This window comes from Caulobacter sp. 17J80-11, assembly GCF_014349105.1.
Taxonomy (GTDB): domain Bacteria; phylum Pseudomonadota; class Alphaproteobacteria; order Caulobacterales; family Caulobacteraceae; genus 17J80-11.
Map to the genome: position 1 here is coordinate 18468 of NZ_JACSJI010000010.1, position 17902 is coordinate 36369.

The window sequence follows — 17902 nt, forward strand, 5'->3', positions numbered from 1 at the left end:
GAGGAGCACCGCGCCGATGGTCGCCGTCATCGAGTCCGTGACGCAGTCCCGCAAATCCCCGACCGCAAAGTTCGGGGAGGGCTTCACCTATGACACCTGGTGGTTCGCGGCCCTGTCCGCGGACCTGAAGCCGGGCGCGCTCCAACGCTACGAACTGCTGGGCGAACCGGTGCTGCTCGGGCGCAACCGGGCCGGCGAGGTCTACGCCCTGCGCGACGTCTGCCCGCACCGCGCCGCGCCGCTGTCGGCCGGCCGCCTGGTCAGGGAGCCGGACGGGCGCGAGACGGTCGAGTGCCCCTATCACGGCTGGCGATTCGGCGCGGACGGCGCCTGCGCGGCCATCCCCTCGCTGGTCGAGGACCAGAACTTCCCGGTCGAGAAGGTGAAGGTGCGCCGATATCCGGTCGCCGAGAGCCAGGGCCTGGTGTTCGTCTGGATGGCCTCGGACCCGCGCAACCCGTCCGAGCCCGACCACCCGGCGCCCACCTTCGAAGGCGTGGTCGGCGGTAGGCCGAAGATGGTCGAGCGGATGGACTTCGACGCCCACATCGACCACGCGGTCGTGGGCCTGATGGATCCCGCCCACGGCCCCTACGTGCACCAGCAGTGGTGGTGGCGCTCCAAGCACAGCCAGCATGAGAAGGCCAAGCGGTTCGAACCGCGCGAGATGGGCTTCGCCATGGCCCGCCACGCACCCTCGAAGAACAGCCGCGCCTACAAGATCCTGGGCGGCGCGCCGGCCACCGAGATCACCTTCCGCCTGCCCGGCCTGCGCTGGGAGCACATCCAGGTGGGCGCCCGCCAGGTGCTGGGCCTGACCTGCCTGACGGCGGTGAACGAGAAGAAGACCCGCATCACCCAGATCTTCTGGTCCGACCATCCGATCGTCGGCGCGATCATGCCGCTGTTCCGGATCGGCGCGCGCGCCTTCCTGAAGCAGGACGGCGACATGGTGAACCTGCAGAACGAGGGCCTGAAGTACGACCCGGCCCTGCTTTGGATCGACGACGCCGACAAGCAGGCCAAATGGTATCAGGCGCTGAAGAAGGAATGGGCGGCGTCCCGCGCCGAAGGCCGGCCGTTCAAGAACCCGGTCGAGCCCACCACCCTGCGCTGGAAGAGCTGACCCGGGCCTTGGCCTTAAAACCAAGTGCGCAGCGCTTAAGTTTAGCAGCGTGATGAAGCTTTTCGTTTTCGGCTACGGCTATCTCGGTTCGACCTTCGCCAACCTGATGCGTCAGGAGGGCTGGCGGGTGGCCGCCTCCGCGCGCGATCCGGCCAAGCGCGCCCGCCTGGCGGCCAGCGGCGTCGAGCCGGTCGACCCGGACGATCCGGCCGCGCTAGCCGCGGCCGTCGAGGGCGCTCACGCCGTGCTGGTCACCGCCCCGCCCGGCGCCGACGGCTGCCCCGGCCTGCAGGCGCTGGCCCCGGCGCTGGCCGGCGCGCGGGCCTTCCCCGACTGGATCGGCTACGTCTCCACCACCGGCGTCTACGGCGACCGCGCCGGCGGGTGGGTGTTCGAAGAGTCCGCGCCCAACGCCCCCACCGTCGAAGGCGCGCGGCGTCTGGCGGCCGAGCGCGACTGGCGCCAGGTCGGCCGCGGCATGGGCCTGACCGTCTGCGTCTTCCGCTTGCCGGCCATTTACGGCCCCGGGCGCTCGGCGATCGACAAGCTGAGGGACGGCACCGCCCGGCTGGTGCGAAAGCCCGGCCAGGTGTTCAACCGCATCCACGTCGAGGACGCCGCCGACGCCTTGCTCGCCTCGCTGCTGCGGCCCCGGCCGGGCGCGGTCTACAACGTCTGCGACGACGAGCCGGTCGCCGCCGAGGTGCTGATCGAGGGCGCCGCGCAGATGTTGGGCCTGCCGCTGCCCCCGGAGGTGCCGTGGACCGACGACAGCGTCAGCGACGCCATGCGCCGGTTCTACAGCGACAACAAGCGGGTTTCGAACGCGCGCCTGAAGGCCGAACTGGGCTGGCGGCCGCGCTTCCCGACCTGGCGCGAGGGCCTGACCGACATCCTCGCCCGCGAGGCCTGAGCCTCAGCGCACTTCGGCCACGGTCGCGACCAGCCGCTCAAGGTCCTGCGGGCGCGACAGGCGATGATCGCCGGCCTTGATCAGGGTGAAGACCACGTCGTCGGTCTCCACCGCCTGGGCCAGGGTCAGGGCGTGCGCCCACGGCACGTCCGGATCGGCTTCGCCCTGCAGAATGCGCACCGGACAGCGGATCGGCACGGGCTTGTCCAGCACCAGCCAGTCGCGGCCCTCGTCCAGCAGGCGCTTCGTGATCGCGTAGGGCGCGTCGTAGTCGGACGGCTGCAGCCACAGGCCGTTCAGCTCCAGCTCTCGCAGCGCCTCGGGCGACAGCGCCGGACGCATCAGCGCCTCGGTGAAGTCGGGGGCCGGCGCGATCAGCACCAGCGCCTTCACCCGCTCCGGCCGGGCCAGGGCCGCCAGCGAGGCCATCCACCCGCCCATGGACGAACCGACCAGCACCAGCGGCCCGCTCGTCAGCTCGTCGATCACCGCCAGGCCGTCGGCGCGCCAGCGGCCGATGGTGGCGGCGTTCCAGTCGCCCGAGGACTCGCCGTGCGCGAAATAGTCGAAGCGCAGGAAGCGCCAGCCGCGCGCCTGGGCCGCCTCGGCGAGGGCCACAGCCTTGGTGCCGCCCATGTCCGAGCGGAAGCCGCCCAGCCACACCACCGTGGGGCCCAGGCCCTCCACCTCGCGCCAGGCGATCCGCTCGCCGTCCCCGCGGTCGAGAAAGCCGCTTCGCTCGCCCATGGCGCATCCGCTCCGGTTCCAGTAATCGTCCTGACGCGCATAGCCGCTAACCGGGGTCGCCGGAAGCGCGACGACTTCTAGATTGGGCTGCGATTGGCGACGCTTCCTCCGAACTTCACCCTGCTGCAGGTCGTCCCGGAACTTGAGACCGGCGGCGTGGAGCAGACCACCCTCGACGTCGCCCGCGCGGTCGTGAAGGCCGGCGGCCGCGCCCTGGTCGCCTCGCGCGGCGGCCGGCTGGAGCCGGCTTTGAAGGCGGCCGGCGCCGAGCTGGTCCAGATGCCGGTGCACTCGAAGAACCCGTTCGTCATGGCCGCCAACACCGCCCGCCTGACCCGGCTGATCCGCAAGGAGAAGGTGGACGTCGTCCACGTCCGCTCGCGCGCGCCGGCCTTCAGCGCGATCAGCGCCGCGCGCAGGACCGGCACGCCCGTGGTGGCCACCTATCACGGGGTCTACAAGGCCAAGGGGGCGCTGAAGCGCTGGTACAACGCGGTGATGACCCGCGGCGACCTGGTGATCGCCAACTCCGAGTTCACCCGCGACCACGTCATCGCCGAGCACGGCGTGGCGGCCGACCGCATCGTCGCCATTCCGCGCGGTGTCGACATCGAGCGCTTCGATCCCGTCCACGTCGGCTCCGAGCGCGTCGCGCGCCTGCGCGAGGCCTGGGGCGTGGCGGCCGACGACGCGCGCCTCAAGGTCCTCCTGGCCGGCCGCCTGACCCGCTGGAAGGGCCAGTTGCTGCTGATCGAGGCCGCGGCGCGGCTGAAGGCCGAGGGCCGCAGCGACGTCCTGTTGCTGCTGGCCGGCGACGACCAGGGCCGCCACGAGTACCGGGCCGAGCTGGACGCGGCGATCGCCGGCGCCGGCCTCGAGGACCAGGTCCGCATCGTCGGCCACTGCGAGGACATGCCGGCCGCCTATCTGGTCGCCGACCTGGCCGCCGCGCCGTCGCTGGATCCGGAAGCCTTCGGGCGCACGGCGGTGGAGCCGCAGGCCATGGGCCGCGCCGTGCTGGCCGCCGACCACGGCGCCGCGCGCGAGACCGTCGTGCCGGGCCTGACCGGCTGGCTGGTGACCCCGCGCGACGCGGGCGCCTGGGCCGGCGCCCTGGCCGAAGCCCTCGACGCCGGGCCGGCGCGCCGGGCCGAAATGGGCGAGCAGGGCCGCGCGCGGGCGCGGGCGCTGTATTCGGTCGACGCCATGTGTGACGCGACGCTGGCGGTGTATCGCCGCCTGGTCGCCGGGCGGGCCCGCGCGGTCGCCTGAAAATCGATACCGCGGGTCTTCCTGTCGAAAGGTTCCGTTAAGGCTGCGCTCGACTGGCGCCGGAAAGTTACGCTCTGCGTTTCTTTGAGCGCCGACGCTTGATCCTAATAACGGCGTTGGTCATATACATCCGTTGTCCGCGGGCCACCGCGCGACGCCGCGTGCCCCGCGTCGGGCCGCACACTTCGGATCAACAGGCTGGAGCCACGCCTATTCGCCGCCCTATGCAAGCGCCCCCCACCCGTGAGGGACCGCGCATGAACCAAGACATCCGCGCCCCCAAGGTCCTGCTCATCGACCAGCACGGCGAGAAGCAGGGGGTCATGCCCACGGCTTCCGCGATCGAAGCTGCTGAAGAGGCGGGCCTGGACCTGGTGGAGATCGTGCCGACCGCCGATCCGCCGGTCTGCAAAATCCTCGACTACGGCAAATTCCGCTTCCAGGAGCAGAAGAAGAAAGCCGAGGCGCGCAAGCGGCAAAAGGTCGTCGAGATCAAGGAAATCAAGCTTCGCCCGAACATCGACACGCACGACTACGACGTGAAGGCGAAGGCTATGACCCGGTTCTTCGAGGAAGGCGACAAGGTGAAGGTCACCCTGCGCTTCCGCGGCCGTGAAATGGCTCACCCCGAGCTGGGCATGAAGCTGCTCCAGAAGGTCAAGGCCGACTTCGAGGAAGTCGCCAAGGTCGAGTACGAGCCGCGCATGGAAGGCCGTCAGATGATCATGATCCTCGCGCCCAAGTGAGCGCGGCGAGGTCCTGAGACGAAAACGCCCCCGGTGAAAACCGGGGGCGTTTTTCGTTCTTCTCCTCCCCTGCGAAGCGGGGGAGGGGGACCATGCGAAACATGGTGGAGGGGGCGAACCGCCGTAATCGGGCTGAAGAAGACTGTAGGCTCACTCAAAATCGAAGGAGGGGCCGTTCGCCCCCACCACCGCCCTTCGGGCGGTCCCCCTCCCCCGCCGCGCTCCGCTTGCAGGGGAGGAGAGGTTGCTCATATCTCCTGGTTGTAGGCCCCCACCTCGGCCCGGCGGGCCAGGCGGGGTTTCACCTCGTCGCGGAACAGGGCGCGCATGTCGTCCTCGGACTTGGCGCTCTCGACCACCACCACCAGCTCGGGCTTGTTCGAGGAGGCGCGCACCAGCACCCAGGAGCCGTCCTCCAGCGCCACGCGCACGCCGTTGACGGTGATCACCTCCTGGATCTTGCGGCCCAGGATGGTGCCGCCGGCCGCGGCGAAGTCCTGGTACTCGCGCACCACGTCCTCGACCACGCCGTACTTCCGCTCGTCGTCGCAGTGGGGCGACATGGTCAGCGAGGTCCAGGCCACCGGCAGGGCCTTCTTCAGGTCCGACAGCTTCTTGCCCGGGTTGCGGTCCAGCATCTGCAGGACGGCGGCGGCGGCGACCACGCCGTCGTCGTAGCCGCGCCCGATCGGCGGGTTGAAGAAGAAGTGGCCCGACTTCTCGAACCCGGCCAGGGCGCCCAGCTCGGCGGTCTTGCGCTTGATGTAGCTGTGGCCGGTCTTCCAGTAGACGGTCTTGGCCCCGTTGGCGTGCAGCACCGGATCGGTGGCGTAGAGGCCGGTCGACTTCACGTCGACCACGAAGGTGGCGTTCGGGTGCAGGGCCGACAGATCGCGGGCCAGCATCAAGCCGATCTTGTCGGCGAAGATCTCCTCGCCCTCGTCGTCGACCACGCCGCAGCGGTCGCCGTCGCCGTCGAAGCCCAGGGCCACGTCGGCGCCATACTCCTTCACCGCCTTGGCCATCGCCTTCAGCATGGCGTGGTCTTCAGGGTTCGGATTGTACTTGGGGAAGGTGTTGTCGAGGGTGCAGTCCATCTCGATCACCTCGACGCCCATCCGGCGCAGGGCCTCGGGCGCGAAGGCGCCGGCCGTGCCGTTGCCGCAGGCGGCGATCACCTTCAGCGGACGCACCACGCGCGCCTGCGAAACCTCGTCGAGATAGCGCGCCGCGAAGTTCTCGACCTGGGTCAGCGTCCCGCCGGCCCGCGCCACGCCCTCGCCGCCCAGCACGATCTGCTTCAGCCGGCCCATCTCGTCCGGGCCGAAGGTCAGCGGCGCCTGGGCCCCCATCTTCACCCCGGTCCAGCCGTTCTCGTTGTGGCTGGCGGTGACCATGGCCACGCACGGGGCGTCCAGCGCGAACTGGGCGAAATAGGCCATCGGCGAGACCGACAGGCCGATGTCCAGCACCTCGCAGCCGGCCTGCAGCAGGCCCACGATCAGGGCCTGCTTCACGCTCAGCGAATAGCTGCGGAAGTCGTGGCCGACCACGATGCGGGGCTTCACCCCGATCTCCTGGACGTAGGTGCCCAGGCCCAGGCCCAGCGCCTGGATGCCGAGGAGGTTGATCTCCTTCTCCAGCACCCAGCGCGCGTCGTACTCGCGGAAGCCCGTCGGCTTCACCAACGGAATGGTCTCGTACTCGAAGGTGTTGGGCTTCAGGTCGGCGCGCGGCGTGGGCAGCATGGAGCGGAGCGTCCTACGGTTGAGGTCGGCGGGTATAACTCCGATCGGTGACGGTCGGTGCACAGAAAAAAATCAGATCACGCCTGCGCGCAGCACGTCGTGGACGTGGAGGATCCCCACCGGCCGACCGTCCTCGACGACGAACAGCACGGTGATGCGGTTATCGTTCATCAGCTTCAGCGCCTCGCCGGCCAGCATGCCCCGCTCCACCGCCAGGGGCGCGGGCGTCATCACCTCGCCGGCGGTGTGGGTCATCAGGCCTTCCATGTGGCGGCGCAGGTCGCCGTCGGTGACGATCCCGGCAAGCCGCCCCTCCGCGTTCAGCACGCCGACGCAGCCGAACCGCTTCTCGGTCATGACCAGCAGGGTCTCGTGCATGGGCGTGGTCGAGCGCGCCAGCGGCAGCTCGGCGGCCGGGTGCATCAGGTCGCCCACGGTGCGCAGCACCGCGCCCAGCTTGCCGCCCGGATGGAACACCCGGAAGTCCAGGGCGGTGAAGCCGCGGCGCTCCAGCAGGGCCACGGCCAGGGCGTCGCCCAGCGCGATCTGCAGGGTGGTGGATGTGGTCGGCGCGTCGACGCCGTCGGCCGCTTCCGGCTCCGGCGGCAGCAGCAGCAGCACGTCGGCGGCGCGGCCGAGCGCGGAGTCCGCCTTGGAAGTCATGCCGATCAGCGGGATGCCGAAGCGCTTGGCGTAGGCGACCACGTCGGCCAGTTCCTTGGTCTCGCCCGACTTGGACAGGGCCAGGACCGCGTCGTCGGTGCCGACCATGCCGAGGTCGCCGTGGCTGGCCTCGGTGGCGTGGACGAAGATGGCCGGGGTGCCGGTCGAGGCCATGGTGGCGGCGATCTTGCGGCCCACGTGGCCGGACTTGCCGACGCCGGTGCAGACCACGCGGCCGGTCACGCCGTGCATGGTCTCCACGGCCTTAGCGAAGGCGCCGTCCAGCTCTTCGGCCATGCGGCGCAGGGCGTCGGCCTCGATCTGCAGAACCCGGCGGCCGACCCCGGCGGCGTCGAAGGCGCTCATCACTTGGCCTCCGGCGCGGGCTGGGCGACGGGCGCGGCGGCGGGTTGGGCCGCGGCCTGAGCCGCCTTGGCGGCGTCCTCGGCCGCCTTGCGGCGCTCAGCGACCACGTAATCAGGGACTTCGACCTCGTGGCCGAACGGGGCGGGCGAACGCGCGCCGAAGCCCTGGGGCCAGACGAGGCCGAGAGCGACCATGAGGACCGCGGTGAGCGCGGCGAGGGGATAGAACAGCCGATCGGACATGTCGGCCGTATAGCCTTTGCGCGCGCGCCCGACAAACCGCCGACCGACGAGGCTTGACCCCGGCGCGCTCCGGAGGCTAGCCCGGCCTGGTCTCAACGCGAGGTCACGCCATGCCGCTTCTCGTCCTTCTTCGCCACGGCCAGAGCCAGTGGAACCTGGACAACCGCTTCACCGGCTGGGTGGACGTGAACCTGACGCCGGAGGGCGAGGCCCAGGCGCGCCGCGGCGGCGAACTCCTGAAGGAAGCCGGCATCCACTTCGACCGCGAGTACACCTCGGTCCTGACCCGTGCGATCCGCACCGGCGAGATCGCCCTGCACGCCGCCGGCCAGGGCTGGGTCCCGGTGGTCAAGGACTGGCGTCTGAACGAGCGCCACTACGGCGGCCTGACCGGCCTGAACAAGGCCGAGACCGCCGCCAAGTTCGGCGACGACCAGGTGAAGGTGTGGCGCCGTTCCTACGACGTGCCGCCGCCGGACCTGGCCCCGGGCAGCGAATGGGATTTCGCGGCCGACCGCCGCTACCACCACGCCAAGGTGCCCTCGACCGAGAGCCTGAAGACCACGCTGGACCGCGTGCTGCCGTTCTGGACCGACGAGATCGCCCCGCACCTGGCCAATGGCGAGACCGTCCTGGTGGCCGCGCACGGCAACTCGCTGCGCGCCATCGTCAAGCACGTGTTCGACGTCAGCGAGGACGACATCGTCAACGTCGAGATCCCGACCGGCAACCCGTTGGCCATCGTGCTGGACGACCACCTCGACCCGCTGTCGGCCCGTTATCTCGACGAGAGCCGCGCCGAGGCCATCCCGCACTTCGTCAAGGGCGCGCGTTGAGCGACGACGTCGCCTTCATGCGCCGGGCGATCGCGGTCGCCCGCGTGAACCTCGGCAAGACCCGGCCCAATCCCGTGGTCGGCTGCGTGCTGGTGAAGGACGGCGTGGTGCTGGCGGAGGCCGCCACCGGCGAAGGCGGCCGCCCGCATGCTGAAGAGCTTGCGCTGGCCGCCGCGGGCGACGCCGCCCGCGGCGCGACCGCCTACGTCACCCTGGAGCCCTGCGGCGCGCGCAGCTCCGGCGCGCCGTCCTGCGCCGAGCGGCTGGCCTTGTCCGGCGTGGCGCGGGTGATGATCGCCTGCGAAGACCCCTCCCCCTTCGCCTCCGGCCAGGGGATCGAGCGCCTGACCGCGGCCGGCGTGCCGTTCGAGACCGGCCTGCTGGCCGACGAGGCGGCGGCGCTGAGCGAAGGCTTCGTGCACCGCATGACCACCGGCCGCCCGCTGGTGGCCGAAAGCGACGACGGCGACGGCTTCGACGGCCCGTTCGAGGCGCAATCGGGGGAAGACCTGGACGCCGCCCTGGTGCGCCTGGGCGCCGAAGGCTGGAACCGGCTGTGGGTCCCTCGCGCCGGCGAGCTCGCCGCCCGACTGCGGGCACAGGGCGTCCTCGCCTAGCCCCGCCTTCTTCCATTCCGGCACAGGTCATGTGCCGGCCGCCCGCCTAGTCGGAACGGGCCACCCATCTATTTGAAGCCCGGCAAACGGCGCGCGACGGAGCGCGCGCCGCACACGTCTTCGCCGGCCGCGACGGCCGGCGGAGCGCTGGCGGATCTTTTCCCCCCTCCCTGTTCGCCGGCGGGCGCGCCGTCTCCCCGACGGCGCGCCAGGCGCGGGACTTTCCGGAATCTGAACAGGCCGGCCGCCGGTTAGGTGGTGTTAACCACGCCCCGCCGATAACGTCGGATCGGTTACCGGAAGTTCTCATGTCCTCGAAGGACACAACCGTCCGCCATCGTCGACTGACCCAGTCCGAGGCGGACGAGATCTGCGCCAAGCACGACCGCCTGTGGACCGCCCGCCTGGGCGGCGCGCGGGCCGTGTTCTCGTGGACCGACATTTCCGGCCTGAAATTGGCCGGCCGCAACCTGTCCGACGCCGACTTCACCGCCACCATCATGGTCGACACCGACCTGACCGGGGCCAAGCTCGACCAGGCCAACCTGTTCGGCGCCGACATGCAGGGCGCCAAGCTGGCCGGGGCCAGCCTGCGCCGCGCCGACCTGCGCGGGGCCTGCCTGCGCGGCGCCGACCTGACCGCCGCGGACCTGTTCGAAGCCGACCTGCGCGAAGGCACCATCGCGGCGGCCGACAAGCAGCTGGGCCTGCGCATCCTGGAGCCGACCAACCGCGCGGCCGAGGCGCAGGGCGCGAGCCTGGTCGGGGCCAACCTGGAGCGCTCCAAGCTGTCGGGCGTGATCGCCATCAAGGCCGACTTCAGCGACGCGGTCATGAAGGACTGCAAGCTGGTGCGCGCCAACCTCAAGCAGGCGAATCTGAAGGGGGTCGACCTGGCGGGCGCCGACCTGTCGGGCGCGGACTTCTCGGGCGCGGACCTGTCGGACGCGGTGCTGGTCGGGGCCAAGACCACCCTATGGAGGGCCGACGGGGCCAACATGGAGGGCGTGCTGACCGACAAGCCGGTCGGCCAACCGGTGGACGCCCTGCCCTACGACGAGATGCTGCGCGCCCACGCCCTGTGGTGCGAGACCGGCGGGCGCGAGGGCAAGCCGTCGATGTTCAACAACGCCGACCTGCGGGCGCTGAAGTCGGTGCGCGGCCTGAACCTGACGGCGCTGTCGGCCAAGGGCGCGGTGTTCTACGGCCTGGACATGGAAGGCGTGCAGCTGCAAGGCGCCCACCTGGAGGACGCCGACCTGCGCGGCTGCAACCTGCGGCGCGCCGACCTGCGCGGGGCGCGGCTGGCGCGCGCCAAGCTGTCCGGATCGGACCTGCGCGACGCACACCTGGGCCCGCTGCTGATCTCCCAGGACCGGCTGCTGCCGGCTGACCTGACCGGCGCGAACCTGAAGGGGGCGGACTTCTCCGGCGCCGACCTCCGCCGGGCCCAGATGGCCGGCACGGACCTCAGCCGCGGCAAGTTCACCGGCGCGCAACTGCGCGGCGCCGACCTGACCGGCGCCGTCCGTCACGGCGTGCGCGACCTCAACGAGCTGGACTGAACCCAGACACGAAAACGGGCGGCGCGAGGTCCGCGCCGCCCGAAGTTTTCGGAGGGAAGAAGAGAGAGAGGGAAGGCGTCAGGCCGCGGCGGCCTCGCCCTCGATCAGGCCGGTCGGCCCTTGGGTGGAGATCTCGACCCGGCGCGGCTTCAGGGCTTCCGGCAGCTCCCGCTTCAGCGAGATCGACAGCAGGCCGTCCTTCAGCTGGGCGTCGGTGACCACCACGTAGTCGGCCAGCTGGAAGCGGCGCTCGAAGTCGCGCTCGGCCAGGCCGCGGTGGAGGTAGCGTCGCTCGGCGTCGTCGTTGGCGCTTTTGCGCCCCTGGACGGTCAGCAGGTGCTCCTTGACCTCGACGTTCAGCTCTTCGGGCTTGAAGCCGGCGACCGCCAGTTCGATCCGGTAGGCGTTCTCGCCGATCGTCTCGATGTTGTAGGGCGGCCAGTTGGTCGGGCTTTCGGTCTTGGCCGCCTGTTCCAGCAGGCTGGCGAGGCGGTCGAAGCCGACCACGGAACGGTAGAGGGGAGCGAAATCATAGGAACGCATCACGGCATCCTCCTGCATCAGCAAGGTTGCGGACGCCCCGCGGCTTGCCCGGGGCGCTTGGGGTTGAAACCGCACGGCCCGATCTCGGCCCCGGGCGGTCTGAAGGCCCTAAGTTCGGCGCCTTCGTACATTCAGTTAGGAAGCGCGGCGGAGGCCGCAAGGGGCGTCGCCGAAGCTTCACGCGAAACCGCTTGCCAGCCCCCCGTACGCGCCTAGGCTGTCGTCACGCCCGCTCGGGCGCGTTCCGCAAAAGTGGATCCGGTTTTGCGATCAGAACGCGCTCGAGCTTTTCAAACAGGCTCTGGAGGAACCCCGATGGTCCGCTCCGCCGCGCTTCTCGCCGCCGCCTTCGTCGTCGCTGCCGCCACCCCGGCCCTGGCTGCGTCCGCCGCCGCGGCGGCCCGGGCGTCCGCGCCGCGCTTCGAGGAGGACGCCGCGCTGACGGCCGCTGTGGCCGACCCGGCCCGCTCCGACGCGCACAAGGCCCGCGACGCCTTCCGCCACCCTTACGAGAGCCTGACCTTCTGGGGCCTGACCCCGGGCATGACGGTGATCGAGATCCAGCCGGGCGGCGAAGCCTGGTGGACCGAGATCCTGGCCCCCTACGCCAAGGCGACGGGCGGGACCTATCTGGGCGCCTACAACGACCTGGCCAGCCCCAACATGACCGACGCCGGCCGCAAGGCGCGGGCCGACTTCGAGGCGAAGTTCGGGGTCAAGGCGGTGAACTTCGGCTCGGTCTCGGGCGTGGGCGTCCAGCCGAGCTCCGCCGACATGGTCCTGGTCGCGCGCGCCTTCCACAACTGGGCCCAGCAGGGCTCGACCGACCAGTTCATGGCCGCCTTCTTCAAGGCCTTGAAGCCGGGCGGCGTGCTCGCCGTCGAACAACACCGCGCGCCCGAAGGCTCTGATCCGATGGCCGGCAACGGCTACGTGCCGGAGAGCTATGTGATCGAGGCGGCCAAGAAGGCCGGCTTCGTGCTGGAGGCCCGCAGCGACCTGAACGCCAACCCCAAGGACACCCGCGACCACCCGTTCGGGGTCTGGACCCTGCCGCCCGTGCGACGCACCGCCGAGGACGGGCGCACCCTCACCGACGCCGAGCGCGCGCACTTCGACGCGATCGGCGAGAGCGACCGCATGACGCTGCGATTCCGCAAGCCTGCGTGAGGTTCGCGGCTTTGACCGAGGCGGCGGAGCGGTTTACACGCATAGGGGTCGAGGCGCCGGCTCGGGGGACCGTCGCGTCGTACGGGGGTTGTGATGTCTGAGTTGTCGCCCTGGGCGTCTCGTCGAGGGGTGATCGCGGGAGTTTCGGCCTTGGTCCTGGCCGGTTGCCGCCGCGAACCCGAGAAGAAGGCCCCGGCCAAGCAAGCGCCGGCGGGTCCGCCCGAGGGCTCGCTTGAATGGGCGGTGGCGGGCGCCTGGCGCTCGCCCAGCGACCGCGCGCGCGACGCCTGGCGTCACCCCAAGGAAACCCTCGAATTCTTCGGCCTCGCCCCGGGCCAGACCGTGGTCGAGTTCTGGCCGGGCGCCGGCTGGTGGACCGAGATCCTCGCCCCCTACCTGGCCCGCAACAAGGGCACGCTCTACGCCGCCAACTTCCAGGTCGGCGCGGGCGCCGAGCCGGCCCAGGTCGAGATCGTCGACCGCTTCCGCAAGCGGTTCGGCTCCGACAAGAAGCTCTACGGCGAAGTGAAGATGACCGAGTTCGGCCCGACCAGCGGGCCGGTCGTGCCGGCCGGGACGGCCGACCTGGTCATGTTCATGCGCAACCTGCACAACTGGATGGCCGCCGGCATCGCCGAAAAGGCCTTCGCCGACGCCTTCGCCGCGCTGAAGCCCGGCGGCGTCCTTGGAATCGAGCAGCATCGCGCCGACATCGGAGGCACCCAGGATTCGGCCGCGACCAGCGGCTACGTTCAGGAGCCCTACGTGAAACAGCTTGCGGCCGAGGCGGGTTTCGCCTTCGTGGCCTCCAGCGAAGTCAACGCCAACCCCAAGGACACGAAGGATCACCCCTTCGGCGTCTGGACCTTGCCGCCGCAGCGCCTCACCGCGCCGCGGGGGCAACCCGCCAACCCCGCCTTCGACCGGTCGAAGTACGACGCGATCGGCGAAAGCGACCGCATGACGCTCAAATTCAGGAAGCCCGCGTGAACCGCGTCGCCGCCTTCGCCGCCAATGCGCCCCTGATGTCGATCCCCGGGGCTTCCGCGCCCGCCGGGGGGATCGGCGAATGGTGTCGGGGCGCCGGCGGGCTTCGCCTGCGCGCCGCCTTCTGGCTGCCCCAGGGCACGCCGCGCGGCACCGTGGTGCTGAGCCCCGGCCGCACCGAGCCGATCGAGAAGTACTACGAAGTCATCGGCGACTTCCTGGACCGCGACTTCGCCGTCCTGGCCCACGACTGGCGCGGCCAGGGCCTGTCCGCCCGCCTGCTGCCCGACCGGCTGAAGGGCCACGCCCGCGCGGTCGAGGAGTACCTGGACGACTATTCGCGGCTGCTCGACACCTTCGAGACCCGCATGCCCCAGCCGTGGATCATGGTCGGCCACTCCATGGGCGGCTGTCTCAACCTGCTCAGCCTGATGGCCGGCGAGACCCGTTTCGCCTCGGCCCTGCTGTCCAGCCCGATGCTGCGGCTGAAGACCGGCAAGCGGTCGATGTGGTCGGTGCGCTTCGCGGCGCGCTGGAACGTGCGCCACGGCAAGGCCGGCGAGTACGTGCTGGACGACTATGACGATCCGTTCGAGCACACCTTCGAAAAGGACGGCCTGACCAGCGACCGCGCGCGCTACGAGCGCTGGCGCGAGCAGCTGTACGCCTGCCCGCACCTGGCGGTCGGCGGCATCACCTGGGGCTGGCTGGCCTTCGCGGTCGACGCCGGCGAACGGGTGATGAAGCCCAAGGTGCTGAAGCGGGTGAAGACCCCGGTGACCATCGTCCAGGGCGGCGACGACGCGCGCGTCTGGAAGACGGCCGCCCGCTGGGTCGCCAAGCGCCTGCCGCGCGGCAAGTACGTGGAGGTCACGGCCGCAAAGCACGAAGTGCTGATGGAGGTCGACGAGCGTCGCTGGCCGTTCTTCCGCGAGTTCGACGACCTGGCCGAACAGCTGGCGCCCCGCGAGGAGTACGCGCCCCAGGCCGAGGCTTACCCGACGCCTGAGGCCGACGGCTTCGAGACGCCCGCCCCGGCGGTCATTTCGCCGAGCGCCTGAGCGCCACCAGCGCCTCTTCAAGCGCCGCCGGATCCCCGGCGGCGACGATCTGGCCCGTGCCGTCGACCGCCTGGCCGCGCCAGTTGGTGACGGAGCCGCCCGCGCCCTCGACCACCGGGACCAGAGCCTCGATGTCCCACGCCTTCAGCCCCGCCTCGATGACCAGGTCGATGCGGCCCAGGGCCAGCATGGCGTAGGCGTAGGCGTCGCAGCCCAGCCGGGCCAGCCGGGCGGCCGCGCGCACCTGCGTCCAGGCGCCCAGCTCGGCGCCGTCGAACATGTCCGGGTCGGTGGTGGCGATCACCGCGTCGGTCAGCTTGGGACAGGGCCGCACCTTCAGCGCGCACTCGGCGCCGCGCGCGATCAGGCGCGAGCCTGAGGCCGTGCCGACGAACACCTCGTCCAGAACCGGTTGGGAAATGACGCCGACCACCGGGCGTCCATGGCGGCGGAGCGCGATCAGGGTGGTCCACAGCGGCAGGCCGGCCACGAAGGCGCGCGTCCCGTCGATCGGATCCAGCACCCAGACGAACTCGGCGTCGGGCCGGTCCTCGCCGTACTCCTCGCCGATCACGCCGTGCTCGGGGAAGCGCTCGGCGATCAGCTTGCGGATCGCCGCCTCCGAACCCCGATCCGCCTCGGTCACCGGATCGTAGCCGCTCCCCGCCGCCTTGTTCTCGTGGCCGCAATCGGTCCGGAACAGGGGAAGGGCCACGGCGCCCGCGGCGCGCGCGAGTTCGACGGCGAAGGCTTCAAATCGGGCGAGGTCGGTCATCCCGCCGGCTTAGACCATCTGCGGCCTAGAGCGCGATAGCCGAAAGTGGACGCCGGTTTCGGCGGCCATCGCGCTCCAACTCTAGAATCTAGAGCCGTCTCGTCCGCTTCGAATGACTCCAGTCGAAGCGGGAAGGCTCTAAGGCGAACCGTCGCTTGCGCGGAGGCGGGCCTGGAGGCCGAAAGCGAGCGCATGGACCGGCGAGATTTTGCGTTTGGGGCGCCGGTCCAGCGCGCGTTCAGGGTGGTCAGGCGGCGGTGCCGTCGCCGGCGTTCAGCGACTTGGCCAGGTCCAGCAGCCGGCGGCGCGGACGCTCACCCAGCTGGTAGTAGGCCTGGATAAGGTCCAGCGTCTCCTTGCGCGAGTACACTTCGCCGCCCGACTTCTCGTCGTTGGCGCTCTCTCGCGAGGCGGCTTCCGCCAGGCCGTCGTAGAAGTAGCTCACCGGCGTCTCGAGCGCTTCGGCCAGTTGCCAAAGCCGCGCGGCCGAGATGCGGTTCGCGCCACACTCGTACTTCTGAATCTGCTGGAAGCGGATGCCCACGGCCAGCGCCAGCTGCTGCTGGGTCAGGCCCAGCAGGCGGCGGCGGCGGCGCAGGCGCTTGCCCAGGTGAAGATCGATGTCGGTCGCCATGCCTTTTCCCCCTGTCTCCTCGTTTCGGGGACCGTTCCGTTTCGGGACGGCTCGCCTGTCACGCGGCAAGGCTCGTGCCGGGCGGGAATTCAGCTCGCCCGGACGGCGATCGGACAGGGGGAAGCGACGAGGGCCGCCTTCATCGCGACGAGGCGACGGGACGGCGCTGAGGCCGTCCCGGAACGCGCCGGCCCAACCTCCGCGGCTCAGGCTTCGCCGGGCGCCGCGGGGGCCTGGGCCTTGCGGGCCTGGTCGATCTGCTCCTTGGTCCAACCGGCCACGACGAACGGGCCCTGGACCGTGAAGCCCGCGGCCGGCAGGGCGTAGACGTCGCCGTCGCGGGTGCGGATGGCCACGCCCTTCAGCGCACCGGATTCGTCCAGCATGGCCTTGTCGACCGTGCCCAGATCGACGCCGGCGGAGTCCTTCACCGAGGCGCCGGCCTTCACGCTGTCGGCCGTCGCGGGGGTCGGGGCGGCGGTGGCGGGCGCGGCCGGCGCTTCGGCCGGCGGCGGCGGCGCCTTCGCAGCCGGCGGCATCGGCTGGGCCCACGCCGGCACGGTCAGGGCCGCGGCGCAGGCGGCGGCGATCGAGAAGGTCAAGACACGCATAGGACGCTCCAATCTGTTCAGCCCCGGCTGGGCGAAACGCGTCGGGCGCCGATTGCGTTTCGGCTCAGCTTCCCGGCGAAGCGTCGCAGTTCAGAACAACGCCCGCGCCCGGGCCAGCCGCTCGACCCCGGCGTCGAGGGTGGAGTCGACCTTGGCGAAGCACAGGCGCACGACGCTGGTCACCGGATCGCTCTCGTAAAAGGTCGACACCGGAATGGCGGCCACCCCGGCCTCCTTCACCGCGCGCAGGCAGAAGGTCCGGTCGTCGGCGCCGATCCCCGAAGCCGCCAGATCGATGTTCAGGAAGTAGGTGCCGCCGCTGTCCAGGACCGCGAAGCCCTCCGCCCGCAGGCCGGCGGCCAGCCGGTCGCGCGAACGCTGCAGGTCCTGCGGCATGCTCGCGAACCAGTCGTCGCAGTTTCCCAGTCCCCAGGCCACGGCGGCCTGCAGATTGGGCGCCGTGGTGAAGGTCAGGAACTGATGCGCCTTGGCGATGGCCGCGGTCAGCTCGGGCGCTGCGCAGACGAAGCCGACCTTCCAGCCGGTCAGGGCGAACATCTTGCCGGCCGAGCCGATCTTCACCGTCCGCTCGCGCATGCCCGGCAGGGCCATCAGGGGCACGTGGCGGCGGCCGTCGAACACCACCTGCTCCCAGACCTCGTCGCAGATCGCGATCGCGTCGTGGGCGACGCAGAACTCGGTCAGCAGGGCCAGGTCCTCGTGCGGGAACACCACGCCGGCCGGATTGAGCGGATTGTTGAACACCACCAGCCGCGTGCGCGGCGTGAAGGCGGCGGCCAGGGCTTCGCGCCCGATGCGCCAGTCGGGCGGGGTCAGCCGCACCAGCCGCGCCACGCCTCCGGCGCGGCGAATCAAGGGCGCGTAGGCGTCGTAGAGCGGCTGGAACAGCACCACCTCGTCGCCGGGCTCGATCAGGGCCAGGAAGCTCGCCGCCAGGGCTTCGGTGGCCCCGGAGGTGACCGTCACCTCGGTTTCCCAGTCGAGATCCAGCCCCTGGAAGCGGCGGTAATGCGCCGCGGCCGCCTGGCGCAGCTCGGGCAGGCCGCGCATGGGCGGGTACTGGTTCCAGCCGTCGATCACCAGCTCGGCCGCCTTGCGCCGGAGCGCCTCAGGGCCGGGCGTGTCGGGGAAGCCCTGGCCCAGGTTGATCGCGCCGGTCTCGCGCGCGAGGCCGGACATCACCTCGAAGATGGTCGTGGGCAGGCCGGCGTAGACGGAATTGACCATGGCTCTCTGCGGCGCAGGACGCGGCCGGGCGA

19 protein-coding genes are annotated in these 17902 nt (G+C 70.8%); 10 read left to right on the top strand and 9 right to left on the bottom strand.

Annotated features, from left to right (window positions below; translation table 11 throughout):
* Positions 1-16 precede the first annotated feature (16 nt).
* Together H8B08_RS11625 and H8B08_RS11630 are read left to right on the top strand one after the other, a co-directional pair.
* Positions 17-1126, top strand: a complete 1110-nt coding sequence (locus H8B08_RS11625; RefSeq protein ID WP_187450368.1) for an aromatic ring-hydroxylating dioxygenase subunit alpha — start codon at positions 17-19, stop codon at positions 1124-1126.
* A gap of 52 nt (positions 1127-1178) precedes the next feature.
* Positions 1179-2039, top strand: a complete 861-nt coding sequence (locus tag H8B08_RS11630; RefSeq protein ID WP_187450369.1) for an SDR family oxidoreductase — start codon at positions 1179-1181, stop codon at positions 2037-2039.
* A 3-nt stretch (positions 2040-2042) separates the two neighbouring features.
* Here the strand turns inward: H8B08_RS11630 and H8B08_RS11635 are convergent, their stop codons facing one another.
* Entirely contained in the window at positions 2043-2786 is a 744-nt protein-coding gene (locus H8B08_RS11635; protein WP_187450370.1) for an alpha/beta fold hydrolase, read from the bottom strand.
* A gap of 93 nt (positions 2787-2879) precedes the next feature.
* Here H8B08_RS11635 and H8B08_RS11640 point away from each other — a divergent pair, with 93 nt between their 5' ends.
* Both H8B08_RS11640 and infC read left to right on the top strand, forming a co-directional pair.
* Positions 2880-4058: a glycosyltransferase family 4 protein gene (locus H8B08_RS11640; RefSeq protein WP_187450371.1), complete on the top strand. Its 1179-nt coding sequence runs from the start codon at positions 2880-2882 to the stop codon at positions 4056-4058.
* Between the two features lie 224 nt (positions 4059-4282).
* Complete coding sequence (gene infC, locus H8B08_RS11645; protein WP_163261651.1) at positions 4283-4804, top strand: translation initiation factor IF-3; 522 nt, start codon at positions 4283-4285, stop codon at positions 4802-4804.
* Positions 4805-5052: 248 nt separating this feature from the next.
* On the opposite strand, the gene H8B08_RS11650 is transcribed toward infC, so the two are convergent.
* The 3 genes from H8B08_RS11650 to H8B08_RS11660 all read right to left on the bottom strand — a co-directional run bounded on the left by H8B08_RS11650 (position 5053) and on the right by H8B08_RS11660 (position 7823).
* Positions 5053-6552 (bottom strand): phosphomannomutase/phosphoglucomutase, encoded by a 1500-nt coding sequence (locus H8B08_RS11650; RefSeq protein ID WP_187450372.1) that lies wholly within the window; start codon positions 6550-6552, stop codon positions 5053-5055.
* Positions 6553-6624: 72 nt separating this feature from the next.
* Positions 6625-7581, bottom strand: a complete 957-nt coding sequence (locus H8B08_RS11655; protein ID WP_187450373.1) for an SIS domain-containing protein — start codon at positions 7579-7581, stop codon at positions 6625-6627.
* Positions 7581-7823 carry a hypothetical protein gene (locus H8B08_RS11660; RefSeq protein WP_187450374.1) on the bottom strand — a complete coding sequence of 81 codons (243 nt, stop codon included), beginning with the start codon at positions 7821-7823 and terminating at the stop codon, positions 7581-7583. The genes H8B08_RS11655 and H8B08_RS11660 overlap by 1 nt, the downstream gene beginning before the upstream one ends.
* 110 nt (positions 7824-7933) lie before the next feature.
* Between H8B08_RS11660 and gpmA the strand changes: the two genes are divergently transcribed.
* The 3 genes from gpmA to H8B08_RS11675 all read left to right on the top strand — a co-directional run bounded on the left by gpmA (position 7934) and on the right by H8B08_RS11675 (position 10841).
* Positions 7934-8659: a 2,3-diphosphoglycerate-dependent phosphoglycerate mutase gene (gene gpmA, locus H8B08_RS11665; protein WP_187450375.1), complete on the top strand. Its 726-nt coding sequence runs from the start codon at positions 7934-7936 to the stop codon at positions 8657-8659.
* Positions 8656-9276, top strand: a complete 621-nt coding sequence (locus tag H8B08_RS11670; RefSeq protein ID WP_255500799.1) for a bifunctional diaminohydroxyphosphoribosylaminopyrimidine deaminase/5-amino-6-(5-phosphoribosylamino)uracil reductase RibD — start codon at positions 8656-8658, stop codon at positions 9274-9276. The genes gpmA and H8B08_RS11670 overlap by 4 nt, the downstream gene beginning before the upstream one ends.
* Positions 9277-9584: 308 nt before the next feature.
* Positions 9585-10841: a pentapeptide repeat-containing protein gene (locus H8B08_RS11675; protein ID WP_187450376.1), complete on the top strand. Its 1257-nt coding sequence runs from the start codon at positions 9585-9587 to the stop codon at positions 10839-10841.
* A 78-nt stretch (positions 10842-10919) separates the two neighbouring features.
* Here the strand turns inward: H8B08_RS11675 and H8B08_RS11680 are convergent, their stop codons facing one another.
* Positions 10920-11384: an Hsp20 family protein gene (locus H8B08_RS11680; protein ID WP_187450377.1), complete on the bottom strand. Its 465-nt coding sequence runs from the start codon at positions 11382-11384 to the stop codon at positions 10920-10922.
* Between the two features lie 315 nt (positions 11385-11699).
* On the opposite strand from H8B08_RS11680, the gene H8B08_RS11685 reads away from it, so the two are divergent.
* The 3 genes from H8B08_RS11685 to H8B08_RS11695 all read left to right on the top strand — a co-directional run bounded on the left by H8B08_RS11685 (position 11700) and on the right by H8B08_RS11695 (position 14602).
* Entirely contained in the window at positions 11700-12554 is an 855-nt protein-coding gene (locus H8B08_RS11685) for a class I SAM-dependent methyltransferase (protein WP_187450378.1), read from the top strand.
* Between the two features lie 93 nt (positions 12555-12647).
* On the top strand, positions 12648-13544 hold the full coding sequence (locus H8B08_RS11690) for a class I SAM-dependent methyltransferase (RefSeq protein ID WP_187450379.1): 897 nt from the start codon (positions 12648-12650) through the stop codon (positions 13542-13544).
* Positions 13541-14602, top strand: a complete 1062-nt coding sequence (locus H8B08_RS11695; RefSeq protein ID WP_187450380.1) for an alpha/beta hydrolase — start codon at positions 13541-13543, stop codon at positions 14600-14602. Before H8B08_RS11690 ends, H8B08_RS11695 begins: the two co-directional genes overlap by 4 nt.
* Here the strand turns inward: H8B08_RS11695 and hisN are convergent.
* The 4 genes from hisN to H8B08_RS11715 all read right to left on the bottom strand — a co-directional run bounded on the left by hisN (position 14583) and on the right by H8B08_RS11715 (position 17870).
* Entirely contained in the window at positions 14583-15377 is a 795-nt protein-coding gene (hisN, locus tag H8B08_RS11700) for a histidinol-phosphatase (RefSeq protein ID WP_187450381.1), read from the bottom strand. The genes H8B08_RS11695 and hisN overlap by 20 nt on opposite strands.
* A 247-nt stretch (positions 15378-15624) precedes the next feature.
* Positions 15625-16011: a helix-turn-helix domain-containing protein gene (locus H8B08_RS11705; RefSeq protein WP_163261674.1), complete on the bottom strand. Its 387-nt coding sequence runs from the start codon at positions 16009-16011 to the stop codon at positions 15625-15627.
* Between the two features lie 206 nt (positions 16012-16217).
* On the bottom strand, positions 16218-16622 hold the full coding sequence (locus H8B08_RS11710) for a hypothetical protein (protein ID WP_187450382.1): 405 nt from the start codon (positions 16620-16622) through the stop codon (positions 16218-16220).
* Between the two features lie 90 nt (positions 16623-16712).
* A complete protein-coding gene (locus H8B08_RS11715) occupies positions 16713-17870 on the bottom strand; it encodes an aminotransferase (RefSeq protein ID WP_187450383.1) in 1158 nt (385 codons plus the stop codon).
* Between the last annotated feature and the right edge of the window lie 32 nt (positions 17871-17902).

What these genes read in the sequence shown, in the direction of transcription:
- H8B08_RS11650 (WP_187450372.1), bottom strand. Translation starts at nt 6,552, where the DNA reads ATGCTGCCCACGCCGCGCGCCGACCTGAAGCCCAACACCTTCGAGTAC.
- H8B08_RS11675 (WP_187450376.1), top strand. Translation starts at nt 9,585, where the DNA reads ATGTCCTCGAAGGACACAACCGTCCGCCATCGTCGACTGACCCAGTCC.
- hisN (WP_187450381.1), bottom strand. Translation starts at nt 15,377, where the DNA reads ATGACCGACCTCGCCCGATTTGAAGCCTTCGCCGTCGAACTCGCGCGC.
- H8B08_RS11685 (WP_187450378.1), top strand. Translation starts at nt 11,700, where the DNA reads ATGGTCCGCTCCGCCGCGCTTCTCGCCGCCGCCTTCGTCGTCGCTGCC.
- gpmA (WP_187450375.1), top strand. Translation starts at nt 7,934, where the DNA reads ATGCCGCTTCTCGTCCTTCTTCGCCACGGCCAGAGCCAGTGGAACCTG.
- H8B08_RS11715 (WP_187450383.1), bottom strand. Translation starts at nt 17,870, where the DNA reads ATGGTCAATTCCGTCTACGCCGGCCTGCCCACGACCATCTTCGAGGTG.
- H8B08_RS11630 (WP_187450369.1), top strand. Translation starts at nt 1,179, where the DNA reads ATGAAGCTTTTCGTTTTCGGCTACGGCTATCTCGGTTCGACCTTCGCC.
- H8B08_RS11690 (WP_187450379.1), top strand. Translation starts at nt 12,648, where the DNA reads ATGTCTGAGTTGTCGCCCTGGGCGTCTCGTCGAGGGGTGATCGCGGGA.
- H8B08_RS11625 (WP_187450368.1), top strand. Translation starts at nt 17, where the DNA reads ATGGTCGCCGTCATCGAGTCCGTGACGCAGTCCCGCAAATCCCCGACC.
- H8B08_RS11680 (WP_187450377.1), bottom strand. Translation starts at nt 11,384, where the DNA reads ATGCGTTCCTATGATTTCGCTCCCCTCTACCGTTCCGTGGTCGGCTTC.
- H8B08_RS11705 (WP_163261674.1), bottom strand. Translation starts at nt 16,011, where the DNA reads ATGGCGACCGACATCGATCTTCACCTGGGCAAGCGCCTGCGCCGCCGC.
- H8B08_RS11655 (WP_187450373.1), bottom strand. Translation starts at nt 7,581, where the DNA reads ATGAGCGCCTTCGACGCCGCCGGGGTCGGCCGCCGGGTTCTGCAGATC.
- H8B08_RS11635 (WP_187450370.1), bottom strand. Translation starts at nt 2,786, where the DNA reads ATGGGCGAGCGAAGCGGCTTTCTCGACCGCGGGGACGGCGAGCGGATC.
- infC (WP_163261651.1), top strand. Translation starts at nt 4,283, where the DNA reads ATGCAAGCGCCCCCCACCCGTGAGGGACCGCGCATGAACCAAGACATC.
- H8B08_RS11660 (WP_187450374.1), bottom strand. Translation starts at nt 7,823, where the DNA reads ATGTCCGATCGGCTGTTCTATCCCCTCGCCGCGCTCACCGCGGTCCTC.
- H8B08_RS11710 (WP_187450382.1), bottom strand. Translation starts at nt 16,622, where the DNA reads ATGCGTGTCTTGACCTTCTCGATCGCCGCCGCCTGCGCCGCGGCCCTG.